This window comes from Okeania sp. SIO2F4, assembly GCF_010672385.1.
Taxonomy (GTDB): domain Bacteria; phylum Cyanobacteriota; class Cyanobacteriia; order Cyanobacteriales; family Microcoleaceae; genus Trichodesmium.
Map to the genome: position 1 here is coordinate 1 of NZ_JAAHGT010000105.1, position 16,619 is coordinate 16,619.

Annotated in this window: 13 protein-coding genes; 9 read left to right on the forward strand and 4 right to left on the reverse strand. The window is 36.2% G+C overall.

The genetic code is table 11. The features are described from left to right. Nucleotides 1–609 precede the first annotated feature (609 nt). The 3 genes from F6K22_RS09435 to F6K22_RS41885 all read left to right on the forward strand — a co-directional run bounded on the left by F6K22_RS09435 (nt 610) and on the right by F6K22_RS41885 (nt 3,128). The gene (locus F6K22_RS09435; protein ID WP_293096298.1) at nt 610–1,839 is read left to right on the forward strand and encodes a NupC/NupG family nucleoside CNT transporter; all 1,230 of its coding nucleotides are present in this window, start codon (nt 610–612) and stop codon (nt 1,837–1,839) included. 641 nt (nt 1,840–2,480) lie between these two features. Further along, nucleotides 2,481–2,873: a hypothetical protein gene (locus F6K22_RS41880; RefSeq protein ID WP_363273202.1), complete on the forward strand. Its 393-nt coding sequence runs from the start codon at nt 2,481–2,483 to the stop codon at nt 2,871–2,873. A gap of 9 nt (nt 2,874–2,882) precedes the next feature. Beyond that, nucleotides 2,883–3,128 (forward strand): hypothetical protein, encoded by a 246-nt coding sequence (locus F6K22_RS41885; RefSeq protein ID WP_363273204.1) that lies wholly within the window; start codon nt 2,883–2,885, stop codon nt 3,126–3,128. A 632-nt stretch (nt 3,129–3,760) separates the two neighbouring features. On the opposite strand, the gene F6K22_RS09445 is transcribed toward F6K22_RS41885, so the two are convergent. Then, entirely contained in the window at nt 3,761–5,287 is a 1,527-nt protein-coding gene (locus F6K22_RS09445; protein WP_293096301.1) for an adenylate/guanylate cyclase domain-containing protein, read from the reverse strand. A gap of 831 nt (nt 5,288–6,118) precedes the next feature. Here F6K22_RS09445 and F6K22_RS09450 point away from each other — a divergent pair. Both F6K22_RS09450 and F6K22_RS09455 read left to right on the forward strand, forming a co-directional pair. Continuing rightward, nucleotides 6,119–7,813, forward strand: a complete 1,695-nt coding sequence (locus tag F6K22_RS09450) for an ABC transporter ATP-binding protein/permease (protein ID WP_293096304.1) — start codon at nt 6,119–6,121, stop codon at nt 7,811–7,813. Between the two features lie 512 nt (nt 7,814–8,325). Further along, nucleotides 8,326–8,742 carry a hypothetical protein gene (locus tag F6K22_RS09455; RefSeq protein ID WP_293096307.1) on the forward strand — a complete coding sequence of 139 codons (417 nt, stop codon included), beginning with the start codon at nt 8,326–8,328 and terminating at the stop codon, nt 8,740–8,742. Nucleotides 8,743–9,140: 398 nt separating this feature from the next. Here the strand turns inward: F6K22_RS09455 and pip are convergent, their stop codons facing one another. The 3 genes from pip to F6K22_RS09470 all read right to left on the reverse strand — a co-directional run bounded on the left by pip (nt 9,141) and on the right by F6K22_RS09470 (nt 12,378). Further along, nucleotides 9,141–10,088, reverse strand: coding sequence for a prolyl aminopeptidase (pip, locus tag F6K22_RS09460; RefSeq protein ID WP_293096310.1), 948 nt, complete (start codon nt 10,086–10,088; stop codon nt 9,141–9,143). A 579-nt stretch (nt 10,089–10,667) separates the two neighbouring features. Next, nucleotides 10,668–11,627 carry a hypothetical protein gene (locus tag F6K22_RS09465; RefSeq protein WP_293096314.1) on the reverse strand — a complete coding sequence of 320 codons (960 nt, stop codon included), beginning with the start codon at nt 11,625–11,627 and terminating at the stop codon, nt 10,668–10,670. A 511-nt stretch (nt 11,628–12,138) separates the two neighbouring features. Then, nucleotides 12,139–12,378 (reverse strand): hypothetical protein, encoded by a 240-nt coding sequence (locus tag F6K22_RS09470; RefSeq protein WP_293096317.1) that lies wholly within the window; start codon nt 12,376–12,378, stop codon nt 12,139–12,141. 782 nt (nt 12,379–13,160) lie between these two features. Between F6K22_RS09470 and F6K22_RS09475 the strand changes: the two genes are divergently transcribed. The 4 genes from F6K22_RS09475 to F6K22_RS09490 all read left to right on the forward strand — a co-directional run bounded on the left by F6K22_RS09475 (nt 13,161) and on the right by F6K22_RS09490 (nt 16,448). Then, the gene (locus F6K22_RS09475; RefSeq protein ID WP_293096320.1) at nt 13,161–13,898 is read left to right on the forward strand and encodes a hypothetical protein; all 738 of its coding nucleotides are present in this window, start codon (nt 13,161–13,163) and stop codon (nt 13,896–13,898) included. A gap of 177 nt (nt 13,899–14,075) precedes the next feature. Continuing rightward, nucleotides 14,076–14,573, forward strand: coding sequence for an HAD domain-containing protein (locus F6K22_RS09480; protein ID WP_293096323.1), 498 nt, complete (start codon nt 14,076–14,078; stop codon nt 14,571–14,573). Nucleotides 14,574–14,579: 6 nt separating this feature from the next. Next, nucleotides 14,580–15,560, forward strand: a complete 981-nt coding sequence (locus F6K22_RS09485; protein WP_293096326.1) for an aldo/keto reductase — start codon at nt 14,580–14,582, stop codon at nt 15,558–15,560. 219 nt (nt 15,561–15,779) lie between these two features. Then, entirely contained in the window at nt 15,780–16,448 is a 669-nt protein-coding gene (locus F6K22_RS09490) for a glutathione S-transferase family protein (RefSeq protein WP_293096329.1), read from the forward strand. The last annotated feature ends 171 nt before the right edge of the window (nt 16,449–16,619 follow it).

The window sequence follows — 16,619 nt, forward strand, 5'->3', positions numbered from 1 at the left end:
TATTAATTATTTCCCCCTACTCCCTACTCTGTACGGACGTTGCATGCAACGTCCCTACTACTCCCTCTTTTCCACCAGAGGTCTAATATATTTTGTCAGAATTAATTTGAGAAAATAGTAGTAGACCGACAAAACTAAAATGTTGTGTTTGGAGTGACACAGCTAATTTTATGCGTTATATTTTGGGGCTGGTTTATTTTATCTGATGGTTAAACTCGTTGATTTAATGTGGAACCCGCCCCTACTATTGTAATATTTTAGGTGTGTCAGTCTACTACAATAATGAACTGATATATTTTGTCAGGATTAATTTCATAAAATAGTAGAATAAATTAAAGGAAATATAACACTAGTTGTGGAAAGATTAATATCAGCACTAGGGAGTAGGGAGTAGGGGGCATCTATGCGAATCGCCCGTACGGGAGTAGGGAAGAAGAATTTATAATTTTTGTGTGATAATTGATTTGATTTTTTATTATTGGATATGTCTATCAGTCATTCCAGTTAAGATTGAGACAAGGTTTTCTTGCCTTGAAAGAGTTTCAGTTAAAAAAGTACTCCAGTCTTATTCAGAATGACTATAATAAATTAGAGGAAATCTAACTAATTGTGGAAAGATTAATATCAGCACTGGGATTAATAGTTTTTGTAGGTTTAGCTATTTTGTTATCTGCAAAAAGAAACGCAATTAAGTGGCAACCTGTTTTCTGGGGAATAGGTTTGCAACTATTATTTGCACTGCTAATTTTAAAAAGCAAAACAGGTTTGGCAGTGTTTAAATTTATCGCCGATGTAGTTAGTCAGTTACTCAAATTTTCCGATGCAGGGGCAAAATTTGTCTTTGGGGAAAACTATCTCGACCACTTTTTTGCCTTCCAGATACTACCAACAATTATCTTTTTCTCTTCATTAATTACTATTTTGTATCACTATGGAATTTTGCAACAGGTAGTCAAAGTATTTGCATGGATAATGCTGAAAACGATGAAAACTTCCGGCGCAGAATCTCTCGCTTGTTCCGCTAATATTTTTGTGGGGTCAACTGAAGCACCGTTGCTGATTAAACCTTATGTGGAAACTATGACTCTTTCAGAATTACACGCGGTGATGACTGGTGGTTTTGCTACAGTTGCGGGAGGAGTATTGGCAGCTTATATTTCTTTTGGAGTACCTGCCGAACATTTGATTGCAGCATCGGTAATGTCGGCACCCGCAGCATTGGCAATATCAAAAATATTGTTTCCAGAAACAGAAGAGTCTCCGACTGCGGGAACGGTAAAGGTAGAGGTAAAGCAAACTTATACAAATGTTATTGATGCAGCAACAGTAGGTGCTAAAGAAGGAGTAAAATTAGCAGTCAATGTGGGAGCAATGTTGATTGCTTTTATAGGGTTGATTGCAATGGTAAATGCACTATTGGGATGGATAGGTGCTGGTGTGGGGTTGCCTCAGTTATCCTTGGAATGGATTTTTTCCTTCTTATTTGCACCTGTTGCTTGGTTGATGGGAGTACCTTGGGTAGACTGTGGTCAAGTGGGAGTTTTGCTAGGAAAGAAAACGATTTTGAATGAATTTATCGCTTATTTAGATTTAAAGACACTGATTGAAAATGCTCAAAAAGGCGAAACAGTAAACGTTATTTCTGAGCGATCGCAAATTATTGCTACTTATGCTTTATGTGGGTTTTCTCATATTGGTGCTATTGCCATACAAATAGGTGGAATTAGTGCTATTGCACCATCACGACAGCACGATCTAGCAAAATTGGGAGTTAGGGCAATGATTGGTGGATCTATTGCTTGTTTTATGACTGCTTGTGTCGCGGGAATTTTGTTGTAGAGATTTACAGAAAACTGCAATTATCAGTAATATAGAATCCGGATAATTACTATAGCTTGCGTCCGCAGCGACTGGAACGGAGTGGAAGGAAGCAATCTCATGGGTGCGCGGAGATTGCTTCCGCTTCGTCGCTGCGGACGACTGTTTAACCGGATTCTATATAATTAGGAATCGCTCACTTTCGGGAGATTGATGTTTTGTTCATCTATTGTCCAATAGTAGTACTTAGACATTTTTTGGCATAAAAACTGCTTCAAAGTCAGTCTAGACAAGGGAATTACGTCAACGCCCTAAAAATCGCTAAAACCCTTGGTAATAAAGGATTTATACCTTTTTGACGTAAAAAGCTCTCCCTGTATATCTTTGAGCCTATTTTCTACTGCTATTTTGTGTAAGTCTCGATAGTTATGTTGAGTTTATATACAGTCAGAGGAAGGGATAGAACATCCGTTCCACTTCACTAACGCTCACTTTCAGGAGATTGATGTTTGATTCATCTATTGTCCAATAGTTAGAGCAGTTTCCGCGGATTATGAAGTACAAATGCGGAACCTAGTCGCAGCTATATACTTTCATGGAACAAAGCCTTGAAAAACTGTTAATATGTTATCAGTCAGTAATAAAACAAAGGGCTATAACCCATGTCCTACAGTGAATTTAAAACCATAGCTGAAGTACGCGAACGCTTTGATTTGAGAGTAGATGAGTCAAAAAATTTATTCGCTGACATTCCTCCTGTAGAAGTCAGCGAATTTCTGCAACAAATCTTAGAACGAAATATTCCTCTCGCCAATGCTATCAATACAGAAAAAGCCCGTTCTGAACTTCTAATTGCGCCTACCCTATTAGAAATCGGGTTTATTTATAAAAATGAGGTGGGTTTTTTTTCTGGTTCAGAATTCAATATTGATTCTGAGTTAGGATTAGACGGTTATTGTGACTTTATTTTAACAGCTTCAAGAGAAATTCATGAAATACACCGACCAGTATTAACATTAGTTGAAGCCAAGAATGAAAATATTAAAGGAGGTTGAGCTAAGTGTATGGCTGAAATGATTGCTGCTCAAAGATTTAACTTGAGAGAAAATATCAATTTGCCTATTTATGGAGCCGTAACAACAGGAACAATCTGGCAGTTTCTGATCTTAGAAGGGAATCTCCTCTGTATCGATCTGCGTGAATACTATATCAGAGACACCGAAAAACTTTTGGCTATGAGTGTCTCATCCATTTCAGGAATATCTCGGCTCCCCCGTTGTCGGGTAAGCGCAACGTTAGGAGTATATTAATTTTTAAACAAATAGGGGCGTTGCACAATCAGGAACGATGAAATCCGAAAGTAGGTATTTTTGGATAATTCTTTCCTCAATAGACATAGGCATGAAAATTCAAAATCAAATCAATTATCATCCATAAATCATCTATTCTATCTTCCTGTTCCCTGTTCCCAGTTAAGTGTTCCCTCTTTTCTGGAGATGTCTAATATATGTACAGTTTAAAATCTATGATCATATTCAGGACTTACGCAATATATCAAATCATACACCATTTGTAGGGGCATCTATGCGAATCGCCCCTACTAGATATGATGGTTCTGCGTCAGTCCTGATATTATCATTCTTTAACGTGCAACCCCCAAATAGGAGTTATATCATGTTCGGTAGCATCGGTATAATTAGATAGTTAATCTAGGAGTCAGGAGTCAGGAAGGGGAGCCGTCGGATTGGCGACGTACAGGAGGGAAGAGAACTTAGAAAGATTTACTCTTTGCTGAAAATGAAGGTTTTTTTATACCGAACCCGAGCGGATTTGATATTAGGAGTCAGGAGAAATAAAGGATTTGAACTATTGAATTTATTAAACTCGTATTCAATAAAACATCTGTATTAAGAGGAACTTCGACTGCTTAATTCTATGAATCCTACTTCCCTACTCCCCTAATATCTAGTGGATTTATTTTTGATTCTGAAATATCTATTTTTTTCTCAATCCTCTTGCCACTCTCTTTTTTTGTACTTATTTTTCTACCAACCAATAAATAAGTTTTCATTTCACCTTTACCTTTAACGGATATAACCCCACGCTCCTGAAAAATATACTTATTCTCTAATAAATTATAAGTGCTAGTCGTAACTTGAATCGCACCAGGAATTCCATGAGATTCCATGCGACTAGCAGTATTAACTGCATCACCCCACAGATCGTAAATGAACTTTTTCGTGCCAATAACTCCAGCAATAACAGGTCCGGAATTAATCCCAATGCGGATGCTTAGTTGACAATTATAATCTTGATTAAATTTAGCGATCGCTTCCTGCATATCAAGTGCCATTTCTGCTACTGCCTCAACATGATCTGTCCGTGGGATAGGCAAACCACTAGCAACCATGTAAGCATCTCCAATAGTTTTAATTTTTTCTAGTCCGTGGCGATCGCTCAAGCGATCGAATTCTGAAAATATTTTATTGAGTAATATGACTAAATCTTCAGGGGGAATTTTTTCTGAGAGTAAAGTAAAACCGACAATATCAGCAAACAGAATAGTAACTTCTGCAAACCCCTCAGCGATTTGATGATCTCCTTGCTTTAATCTTTCTGCTATTTGTTCTGGTAAAATATTCAGTAGTAGAGATTCTGACTTTTCCTTTTCCTCTGCTAGTTCCGCAGTACGTTCAATTACACGTCGCTCTAATTCTGTCGAAGTTCGTCGGAGTTTAGAAATGACTAAAGTTAGTCCAGCAACTCCCAGAACAGATAATCCTACTAATGTCAAAAATGTATCTCGCAATCCTGCATTAGTCATCTTAATGGTACTATCTAGAGATTGAGTAATTTCCAAAACACCCCGTACATCCCCAACTTTCCAATCCTTTTTTGGACTATCTGGGTGATTATTATGACAACTAACGCAACTAGGTTTCATAATGTCTGCTTCAGCGTATCGGAATGAAGGGCGCCCCTGAAATTCAGCAAACTTATAGAATGGTAAATCTGGGTTTTTTTCCAAATGACGGATAGCTTTGAGTTCAAAATTGTCTCTAGGGCCACTTTCTGCTTGACGCCAAGGAAAAGGATAGTTACTGTAAATATAGACTGACATTCCTGGATTTTTTAACTCGATGCGTTGAGCTAGTTCCATCAAAAATGTTATAGGTAGCGGCATTGCTCCTTCTTTTTTTTTGTAGTCGTGAGTCATGCTAATACCTTCAATTTTTATAGCATGCCCGACTATTTCTGAACTGTATAGGATACGAGCTTCTTTGAGAGTCTGAGCGTAGTCGCTGACATGTTGAAGCACCTGTGATTTAATCAGGTTAGATGAGAGACGATAAGTATTCCATAGGCCAGCTATAATAGCTATGCAGAACATTAAGCTTAATACTAATGCTGTACGTTTGTAGAGTTGGTGGATGAATAAGGTTGTTACCCTATAAATTAGTTTATTCATAAATTCCTCAGACTAAAAATAATTTTTTACTTCATCTTGACCAACACTATTTAAGTATTGAATATTATATCAAATTCGCTAGCATCAGTATAGTTAGTTAGGAGTCAGGAGTCAGGAGTTAGGAGGGAAGAAAAGCGCGAAATATTTGGTAATTAGGTCGCTCGGACAATTTTTTTATACTGAATTAAACAGATTTGATATTATCTGATTATACCTTTGTTATTCTTGGGACTTACGCATAAACCTGGTTGATAGAGGAAACTTCGTGATTTGAACAACAATAATCAGGGCAATAAACCCAGTTTCTTGTTTGGGTGCGTAGGTCCTGATTAATTAATATTTGGATGACTCGCTAGATTCACTGAAGTTATCCTGTTTTCATTACTAGAAAATTCTATCCAGAAACCCGGTTTCTGGTTTATGTACCGTTTTATCATACCGATACTATCAAATTTGATTCATAGTGCTTTTTGTACTCAAAGATAGCGATCGCCTCCGGAAACTTGGTTGTGATACTTGCGAACTGAGTCTGAAGCTATTGCACAAATACTCTTAATCTAGATTTATAGAGTAACTTTTCCCACCCAAAATATAGATTAAAATCTGAGTTATTGGTTTAGTTATTTGAATACCAAGCAAAGGACAAATATAGAGTTTATCATATTAATATGATACAGTATTTTTTTCTATTGCCTATTCCCCAAAATAAAAAAAATTATATATCCTACCAATTTTATCGACGGTATATTGATTGACAATTGATTAATCTTCTGCTACATTACCCATGGAAAATTAAGGCAAAAATTACATACATTAGTAATAGCTAAAAATATGCTGAAGAAAAAAAAATTTAACTTAGATTTATTAAACGATTTTTGGTCAATTGCTAAACTTTATTGGTTCTCAGAACAGAAATGGCGAGCTAGGGGTTTATTATTGCTGGTAATTGTTTTACTGGCAACATTTACTGTATTTAATTTATTCCTCACAAATCAACGAGCAGAATTTATTTCTGCACTATCTGCTCAAGATTCTGATAGATTTTGGCGGTCAATTATAGAGTTTTTTGGCACAGTTGTGGTTGCTGTACCTTTTGTGTCTTCCTACTCTTTTGTCCGACAAAAACTTAGTATATTTTGGCGACGGTGGATGACTCATAGTTTTATGAAAAGTTATTTAGGCGATCGCTCTTTCTATAAAATTAGTTACGACCAAGAAATTGATAATCCAGACCAACGTATTGCTCAAGATATTAAAAGTTTTACAGACCAATCTCTGAATTTTCTTGTAATTATCCTCAATGCCATATTTCAGTTATTTGGTTTTAGTGCTTTGTTATGGTCAATTTCTAAACCATTAGTATTTTTTGTAGTTATTTATGCTGTTGCTGGCACAGTAATTACGACCGGGGTATTTGGCAAAGTTTTGGTAGGGATTAATTTTGAACAACTGAAGCGAGAAGCTAACTTTCGTTTTGGTTTAATTAGAGTTCGGGAAAATGCTGAATCTATAGCTTTTTATGGAGGAGAAAAACAGGAGTTACAACAGGCAAACAACCTATTTACTGATGTTTTTGATAATTTTAATCGGTTAATTAAATGGCAACTATATTTGGATATTTTCAGAAATAGTTATGATTTTATTACTTTTGCATTACCATCTTTAATTATTGGTCCCCGTGTACTTTCTGGTGAATTAGAAATAGGGGTAATTACTCAAGCAGGAACAGCTTTTGCTATTATCTTAAGTTCCTTAACACTGATTGTTAGTCAATTGGATCGACTTACAGAATTTGCTGCTGGAATTAATCGTCTATCTACTTTTTCTGCCGCTATTGAATCACCTCCTGAAGTTCCTGAAGGTGAATCAACTATTAATACAGTAGGAAATTATGGTCTTGCTTTAGAACATTTGACATTAAAAACTCCCAATTATCAAAGAACTTTAGTCAGAGATATTTCCTTAGAAATACCATCAGGAAATGGATTATTAATTATGGGAGCTAGTGGCAGTGGCAAGAGTTCAATTTTAAGAGCGATCGCTGGTTTATGGAACTCTGGTACAGGAGCTATTTATCGACCTAAATTGAATGAAATATTATTCTTACCTCAGAAACCTTATATGGTTTTAGGATCTCTGCGTCAACAACTTTTATATCCCCAGACTAATCTAGATATTTCTGATGTAGAAATACAGCAAGTATTAGAAAGAGTAAATCTTCCCGAATTAGCAAAAAGATTTGGTGGTTTAGATGCAGTAGAAAATTGGAGTCAAGTTTTGTCAGTTGGAGAACAACAAAGGGTTGCTTTTGCCAGATTATTTTTAACTAAACCCAACTATGTAATTCTGGATGAAGCTACCAGTGCTTTAGATGTGCCAAGCGAGGAACTTTTATATCAACAATTGCAAGGAACATCCACAACATTTATTAGTGTTGGCCATCGTCCGACTTTAAAAAATTATCACCAACAATTACTAGAAATTACTGCCAACGAATCCTGGCAGCTTAAAGCTATTACAACCTAAAATCAGTAGTTAGTAGTTAGTTAGTAGTCAGCAGTCAACTCACCCCTAACCCCTCCGGTGGAGGGGAAGTAGGGGTGATTCGCTCTTCGCCCATACAATTGTTAGGACATTGATACAATTGAAATCTTTGATAACCAATAGTTTTGATTTGAGCTGTTAATGCAGTTACGACCCAGGAGACTAGCTGAATGCTGAATGCTTAAAGCTATAAAAGGTGACAATTTCTAATTTGTCTGCCAATATTTGAACAAATATATCTATAATAAACATCTCCAATAATAAAAACAGGAAATCAATTATGGTACAGAAATCATCAATTATTTTCCCCTACTCCCTACTCCCTACTCCCTACTCCCTCTTTTCTGGAGATATCTATTAATTGCAGGTTTGTGTGTGCCAAATTTAATTCTGGTATTTTTATTGACTATAAATACGGAAATAAAATAATTGAGTTTGAAGACTTAGTTAGGAAATAAAACAAACTGCTAAAACACGCAAAGGAAGAGAAAAATATGAACATCAAAGCTATTGCTCTGGCATCTATTATTGGTTTATCTGTTCCTGCGATCGCAGATATTACCTTAAATTCTCATAGTGCTTCTGCAATGCCTATCGATTTTGTCCGTCCAACTGGAGCTTTCATGGATAATAGCGAAAATTGGGTTGTTTGGCTGAAATTAGATGAGTTTGGAAACTATACCTATGAAGCTCTATCTCGAAAAACTGGCGGTTCCCTAACTTTGAAAAATGCCTATTTTGGAGGGAGTAGTCAACGCTATACTTATACCTTTAGAAACGGAAATCACAAATATATTATTGCTCACCGGCCTAAAGACCCATCAATTATCCGGCTGAGTGTTGTTAATCCAGAAGGAGATGTAATCTTGAACCGCTTGATGAAAAGAGTTGGTAATGATTGGGATGTCTAATATCAAATCTGCTTGCTTCGGAGTGCTATAAGAAACCTGGTTTGTCAGAGATAGATGTCAGTATGGTACAGCATTTCATACAAACCAGGTTTCTGTACTTTGGAGTGTTATAAGAAACCGGGTTTATGGGAGGTAGATGTTAGTCCCGGATTTCTCACAAAATAAGTTTGACTTATCAAAATCCTTATCTACTCAAAGTCATACAGAATAAGGTTTTCAACAGTGTTTTGTTTTTTTTTATCTCTTTTACGCAGGGTTAAATGCTTGCTATACAAGGTTTTTAGCGACTAGAATCGCAAAGTTTGTGAGAAATGCAGGTAGTATGGTGGGGTATTTAATAAACCCGGTTTCTGTGCTTTATTTATACTGATGCTACCGGATTTGAGATCATTCCTTATCTAAAACATTGCAAACTTATCAGTTGCTCTAATCAAAGCATCTTTAATTCCAGGTTCAGTTACTGAATGTCCGGCATCTGGCACTACAATAAATTCAGCTTCTGGCCATGCTTGATGTAATTCCCAAGCTGACACCATCGGACAAACAACATCATATCTTCCCTGCACAATTACTCCGGGAATATGTCGGATTTTATCGACATTTTTTAATAACTGTTCTTCTTCTTCAAAGAAGCATTTATTAATGAAATAATGACATTCTATTCTGGCAAAAGCTACAGCAAAATGACTATCTCCAAAACTTTGCATCAAATTAGGATCTTGAATTAATTTACTTGTACTTGCTTCCCAAATTGACCAAGCACGGGCAGCCTCTAATCGCACTTTTTCATCTGTACTGGTTAATCTTTGATAATAAGCTTTAACTAAATCATGCCTTTCTGCTAGTGGAATAGGTTTTAAATATTCCTCCCAAGCATCAGGAAAAATTTTACTTGCACCCTCTTGATAAAACCAATAAATTTCTTTTGGGCGTACTAGAAAAATGCCTCTTAATATTAAACCAGTGCAACTTTCTGGATGGGTTTGACTATAAGCTAATGCTAGGGTACTTCCCCAACTTCCTCCAAACACAACCCAGTTTTCAATACTTAGATGAACCCGCAGTTTTTCAATATCATTAACTAAATCCCAGGTAGTATTTTGATTAAGTTCAGCATGGGGGGTACTACGGGCACAACCGCGTTGGTCAAAGAGAATAATCCGCCATTTTTTGGGGTCAAAATATTGGCGATAAATAGGGATAATTCCACCACCAGGTCCACCATGTAAAAAGATTACTGGTTTACCTTGGGGGTTGCCACATTCTTCATAATAAAGAGTGTGAATATCGGAAACTTTTAGACTGCCTGTTTTGTATGGTTGAATGGGTGGATAAAGTTCTCGCATGATTGTATTTAAAAGATTTCTTAAAATAAATTATACTTTATATGGCGTTGCTGAAACAGGGTATGATTTGATAATTTGGGATTGTTTGAACTACTTGTTAATATTAACTGTTCCCTCCATACCTGTTCCCTGTTCCCTATTACCTATAAACTTACTTTCATACCTTAATTCAGCAATGCCTTTTATATAATGTTCAGAATTCCTATTACAAAAACAACTTCTGACTTCATTACCGAAAAATTAAGGTATAAAGCCTCTCCATTCATGGAGAAAAAAGCGGTCGTTTGCGGAGCATTCCGTTAGGATGGGATGGCGAGGTTTCCTCGCTGGCCTCCAATCGACCAAGAGAGCGGTTGTTTGCGGAGCATGACCTAGGATGGGATGGCGAGGTCTCCCGCTCTTGACAGAGCCGCTGCCTCTTACAGAGGAGCTGCCTCTTACTACGGTAGCTCTCGCTAATGCTAACGCAATTCAAGTCGCTCCGCGAAACGCCATATCCAATCTCCCCTTGAGAAGAAAAAAAATCCTTTTAGTCAATCTTCTTCTTTCTAAGAAGAGGTAATTATTAATTATTAATTATTAATTATTAATTATTGAACGCAGTCCGACACCTAACCCAAAAGTAGATATGGCAACTGCTCTATCTTGCTGATTAAAAACTACTTTAATTCCTGTTTGATCGGGATTCATCCATTTATAAGCATCCTTAATTTTATCTGCTTCTTCTTCTTCTTCTGGCACCACTTGTTCCCTATCAACTAAACCCCGCCGAGAAGCAGTAGAATTAATTTGCATTTGCCTTGCTTGTCTTGATTGTTCAAAAGCTTCTGGGTCGAATTCTGTATCTAATTCTCCTTCCTTTCTCAGGATATTTCTGATTTCTTGATATGTCATTCCTAGCTGCAATTTTTCATACTTTTCTCGCGTAATTGAATAAACTGGTTTAGGCTGATTCCAAAAAGGATTACCAAAATTATAAGTGTTCATATTTTTGGTTCTAATAGTCACCACTTTCTGATTAGAATCAAAAACTATAGTCATGTTTGTACCATCAGGATTAAGCCAAATATATTCAGTAGTATTAGGATTAGTTAAAGGATTATCTCTAGTTGGTTGTTTTGTTCCTTGACTCCCAATAATTTTTGTTACTTCATCGTAAGTCATGCCAACTTTGATATTTTCAAAATTTCTACTTGTAACTACAGGAGGTTTTCTGTTTACTCCAAAGCCAATAGTATTCAAATTTTGAGCAGATAATTTAATTAACTTATTCTCGGAATTGAATACAGCAATTATCCCTGTTCCATCATTATTTACCCAGCGATAAGCTACCCCAAAATTTTCAATAGTCGGACTATTATATTCTGTATAAATTTTACCTTCTCTGCCCAATATTTGCTTTACTTCCTGATAAGTCATACCAATTTTTAAATTATCATAATCAGCCTCAGTAATTCGATTAGCAAAAACTGGCTGAAGGTGCATAGGTAAGGCATATATCAAACCAGTAATAATTGTTGTTAATAAAAAGTTGTTCATAGTTATTATATAAATATTTGCTAGATTTACTGGTAGTATACAAGTAAGTAGGTAGGTGGGAAAATTTACAACTACGTCATTGCGACTTTCACTCGTGGAAGGAAGCAATCTCAAAGGTTTCGACTGCATCAATATTTCGTTATATAGTGAAGTTTATTCGCCCCTACCTATTTAGCTTTCTACTAAGAAAAAGTCTGATAACTTTTAATACCAATTAAAAAAAAGGTCGAAGCAAAGCTTAGGACATTTCTAAATTCTCACGCCTCAGTCATAGACTATTTTTGACTTTTGCATTTTGGACTTTTGCCTTGCGCGTAGCGCTATAACCTACATTCCGCACTTCAAAATGTAATATCAAGTGCAAGTAGTCAATAGTCGTAGGGAATGATTCTAGCTAATTATCTGGCAACACCCAAGTATTTATGCTTAATATTTGACGGATAATTTGACTCAACAGAAAGGTCAATAAATAGGATATATACAGTATAAATACTTACAAATCCCCGAATTATTATACTACTTTTAATGCTACAACTTGACGTGCGGAATGTAGGCTATAAGTACAAGTGGCCTTCTTAAGCATTGGCCATAATCTTCTTAAGGCCGAACTAATAACTTTAAATGCAATTAAAGTCTTAAAACCTCTAGCTTTCTCAGATGTTCCAGCAACAGGTAAATCCACCTCAACAATAGATATCGCTTTTAATCCTCTTTGATAATAGGACTTTTTCTGAGGTAATAGATTCATCATATCCTTGGACAATTCCGACAAAGAGAATTAAGAAATAGTTTGAAAAGAGGCAAAACAGCAGTGCAGAATCAGCTAGGAAAACTTACACAACATTTATAGAGCAATCATATTACCGAGTTTCATCAATATCAAAAACAACTGTTTTCTCTAAATCTAATTCAAATAATGATAATTTTATGGTTTATCCCAAGATATTACTCTAATTTTAATAGATGCTAACCGTTCTAATTCTGATGTGAAAAAAATCTATTAATAAAATTATGAGGATTTAATTGTTGACGTTTTTTTTAGTTAAAATGATCGGGAAAGAACTGCTTCTCATTCGATTTTTGAGGCTGCTATCTCACGGAGTGACAAGCACATCAAAACCATCTACGGAAAACTCAGTCATATCAAGTCCGGTTGAATGGTTATAAATAACAAGGGAGTCCTCAGGAGTCAGGAGTCACGAGAGAAGAGGAGGGAGTTTGAAGATATTAATATGATCGAGTTTTTTGATCGCGCTCTTATCCGGACACAATATCAGAGATTACTTTTAACTTTTGATATCAAATCCGTCTGATTGGACATAAAAAAATTCTCCAATCGTCATAACTACGCTCGTCAAAGTGATTCTCTCTCCTCCAGAATTCAGAATTATGGCTCCTGACTCCTTTTGACTTAACCAATCTATGAGTGTTTAACCGGATTTGATATGACTTGCGCGTAGCGCTATAATCTCTCCCGCTACTACGGTCTGCTACAATAAGAACGGCTATAACCAATACCACAAAAACAACCCAATGACACAATCAAACTTACCAAAACAACAAAACTCCCGCCCGATCGCTATCTTCCTCTGGCTGTTATCAGCAATATATATCTACATCCTCCTACTCTCCCCACCACATCAACTCCTTCCCAACGGACCAATTTGGGCAGTCGATCCCGAAACTATTAAAGAAGCGATCGACGAATCTATCAATTTTTTCTTCATCCTCCCCATGTTTAATACTGTTGGCATCAAATATATGGAAGCGCCAACGATACACCCTTGGTTAGAAAGTTTATTCAACTTTGCTGAAGCATGGATATTTATGTTTCTCCCACTACTGCTAGTCGATCGCCGTGGTGGAGAACTTCCAAAAATCGTGATTTGGAGTATGGCAATGTTCCTTACCAATACTTTCCTTCTACCATACATGGCTTGGCGCAGCACCGCAACTGAACTTCCCACAGAAGAACAAATGAGTAAAGGTTTACTGGCAAAAATATTCGGTGTAATAGGATTAATTATAGGTAGCATCGCCATAGTTTGGGGAATTGTTGCCAGACCAGAATTTGGCGATATCGCTGCTAGGGCAGAATTTTTCGTGCAAAACTTTCAGAGCGATCGCCTCACCATTGCATTCTGTATAGATGTAATTTTATTTGCCATTTTTCAAGCAGTATTAATAGGAGATATTGAACCGCCAGAAAGTGGCAAACGTTGGTTAAGATTTATTCCGTTTTGGGGATTAGCTATTTGGCTAATTTTGTAGAAATTGTGCTTCTATAAATTCAATTAATTATTAATTATTAATTATTAATTGTCAATTATCCACCGGAGCTATTTCAGTTTCTCTTCTACTCTCAACTCCTTACTTAAAGATAAGTGATTAGCAAGATTTGATATAATGTAAATTAACCAATCGCCATTCAAGCAGGTGGAATAGATTATGTGGATTTTCTTAGATATTGATGGGGTATTAGTACCAGAGAAAAAATTCGAGCAACCAGTCTTGCAAAAAGACATGATCAAATTCGATCCAGTTTGTCTGAATGAATTTGAAAATGTTCTGCGTCGTTATCCCACTGCCAAAATAGTTATCTCTTCATCCTGGCGAGAAATTTATTCTCTAGAGCAAATTTCTAGTTTATTTTCACCGGATATTGCTGTGCGTGTTATTGGAGTAACTCCATGTTTACACCCGATAGTTATTGAAAAAAATAAGCATATTCGGCATCAAGGAGTTTTAGAATATCTCAGACAAAATAATGAAGAAAATCCACAGTGGGTAGCTATTGATGACATTGCCGACTTCTATGAACCAGGTAGTCCGATTGTTGTTACCGATGCCTATTATGGTTTTAATCGCAACTCTGCCGAAATACTCGATCGCTATCTTGCCTCGTTTAGTGAGAAAATAACAGATGAAAATACTATTGGACAATAGTTGAGGATGCAAACTAATCAAAAACTTATCTTGCCAAAAATGGGTTGTGGGACATGGGCATGGGGGAACCGCCTCCTTTGGGGATATGACGAAAGTATGGATAACGAGCTGCAAAATGTCTTTAATCTCTGTGTTGCTAATGGCGTAACTTTATTTGATACGGGTGACTCCTACGGGACTGGCAAATTAAACGGACGTAGTGAAATGCTATTGGGGCAATTTTCCCAAGCATACGCGGGGGCAAACCAAGATAATATTTGCATTGCCACAAAACTTGCTGCTTATCCCTGGAGATGGAGTCGCCAAGCAATGATTTCAGCTTGTGCAGCATCTGCCCAACGTCTCGGTAAGAATGTTGATTTGGTACAGATGCACTGGTCTACTGCGAACTATTTTCCCTGGCAAGAATGGGGACTGTTGGATGGTTTAGCAGATCTGTATGAACAAGGAAAAGTGAAGGGAGTAGGGTTATCGAACTACGGACCGAAACGACTGAAGAAAGTGCATAAAAGATTTAGCGAGCGTGGCGTTCCCATTACTACTTTACAGGTTCAATATTCTCTATTATCAACCTATCCCTTCACAGAATTGGGAGTTAAGGAAGTTTGTGATGAATTAGGAATTAAATTAATTGCATATAGTCCTTTAGCATTGGGAATATTAACAGGAAAATATTCTGAAAAAGGTTCTTTTCCTCAAGGTATTAGAGGTATTTTATTCAAACAAATATTACCAGGAGTTCGCCCATTATTATTATCTTTAGAAGCCGTGGCAAAATCAAGAAATAAAACCATGTCGCAAGTAGCAATTAATTGGTGTATTTGTAAAGGTACAATTCCAATTCCGGGAGCAAAAAATAAGGCACAGGCAGAACAAAATCTTGGTGTATTGGGTTGGGAATTAGACTCTGGTGAAGTTGAAGAATTAGATAAAGCTGCTGCTAATACAGATAAGAAAATGGTGCAAAATATTTTTCAGACTAAATAGTTTTTTTCAACAAAAAAATGAATCAAGATCGATTTATTTGCGAGTCGTTATATTCTTTTGCATTAATTATAATGCAATATTTCTATAATTTACAGAGTTATAAATAAGTTCTATAAATAGCTATTGACATTATCTAAATTAAAAGGTATGTTCAATTTAGTCTAGCTTGACTAGGCTAAATTTTTGGCATCATTGTAATCACGAATACTATTCAAGAAAATGAATCCAGCAATCGAACTTTTTACCTTTCAAGGCAGTCTTTTTGGTTGGCGAGTACAGCTTGCTTTAGCAATTAATAATGTTGATTATGTTTGTAATTATTTAGATCCAGTAAAAGGAGAACATAAAGCTCCTGATTATGTAGCTTTAAATCCTCGTGGAAAAGTTCCATTACTCAAACATGGAGAATTTTTTGTCCGTGAATCTATAGCGATTTTAGTATATTTAGATTCTCTATATCCTGAGTGGCAACTTTTTGGCAATACTAGCCAAGAAAAAGCAAAAATTTACCAACAGGTATGTGAAATTGATAATATAATTGTACTTCCTTTATTCGAGCTAATCCCACCAATTTTCTTTGGAGGTATAGCAGGAAAAGAGGAAGAAATTATTGAAAATTTCCAAAAATTCAAAGTTGAATTTACCATGCTTAATGATAATATTTCAGCCGATGAAAATTGGTTAGCAGGGGATAAATTATCAGCAGCAGATATTGCCATTTATCCTGTTGTTAGATTTGTGGAAAAGTTAGCAGCTCAGGAAGATGTCAGTAAGTTAAATATTGACATATTACCGATACAGGAAAAATATCCAAAATTAGGAAATTTAGTGCAAAAAATTGATGAAATGCCTAATGTAGAAAGTCTCTATCCTCCTGACTGGCGTTAAAAAAACTGTAGGGACGTTGCATGCAACGTCCCTACTGGGTTATCATTTTTTATGTTAGTAACCTGAAAACTGCTGTATGATATAGCAGTTAAAGTAAAGATTAACACATTGATTAATCCTCAAACTCTCTCAGATATTACTTTTGAATTTTGAATTTTGACTTTTGATTTG

Coding starts and splice junctions, on each gene's coding strand:
- F6K22_RS41880 (WP_363273202.1), top strand. CDS start 2,481: ATGTCCTACAGTGAATTTAAAACCATAGCTGAAGTACGCGAACGCTTT.
- F6K22_RS41885 (WP_363273204.1), top strand. CDS start 2,883: ATGGCTGAAATGATTGCTGCTCAAAGATTTAACTTGAGAGAAAATATC.
- F6K22_RS09445 (WP_293096301.1), bottom strand. CDS start 5,287: ATGAATAAACTAATTTATAGGGTAACAACCTTATTCATCCACCAACTC.
- F6K22_RS09450 (WP_293096304.1), top strand. CDS start 6,119: ATGCTGAAGAAAAAAAAATTTAACTTAGATTTATTAAACGATTTTTGG.
- F6K22_RS09455 (WP_293096307.1), top strand. CDS start 8,326: ATGAACATCAAAGCTATTGCTCTGGCATCTATTATTGGTTTATCTGTT.
- pip (WP_293096310.1), bottom strand. CDS start 10,088: ATGCGAGAACTTTATCCACCCATTCAACCATACAAAACAGGCAGTCTA.
- F6K22_RS09465 (WP_293096314.1), bottom strand. CDS start 11,627: ATGAACAACTTTTTATTAACAACAATTATTACTGGTTTGATATATGCC.
- F6K22_RS09470 (WP_293096317.1), bottom strand. CDS start 12,378: ATGATGAATCTATTACCTCAGAAAAAGTCCTATTATCAAAGAGGATTA.
- F6K22_RS09475 (WP_293096320.1), top strand. CDS start 13,161: ATGACACAATCAAACTTACCAAAACAACAAAACTCCCGCCCGATCGCT.
- F6K22_RS09480 (WP_293096323.1), top strand. CDS start 14,076: ATGTGGATTTTCTTAGATATTGATGGGGTATTAGTACCAGAGAAAAAA.
- F6K22_RS09485 (WP_293096326.1), top strand. CDS start 14,580: ATGCAAACTAATCAAAAACTTATCTTGCCAAAAATGGGTTGTGGGACA.
- F6K22_RS09490 (WP_293096329.1), top strand. CDS start 15,780: ATGAATCCAGCAATCGAACTTTTTACCTTTCAAGGCAGTCTTTTTGGT.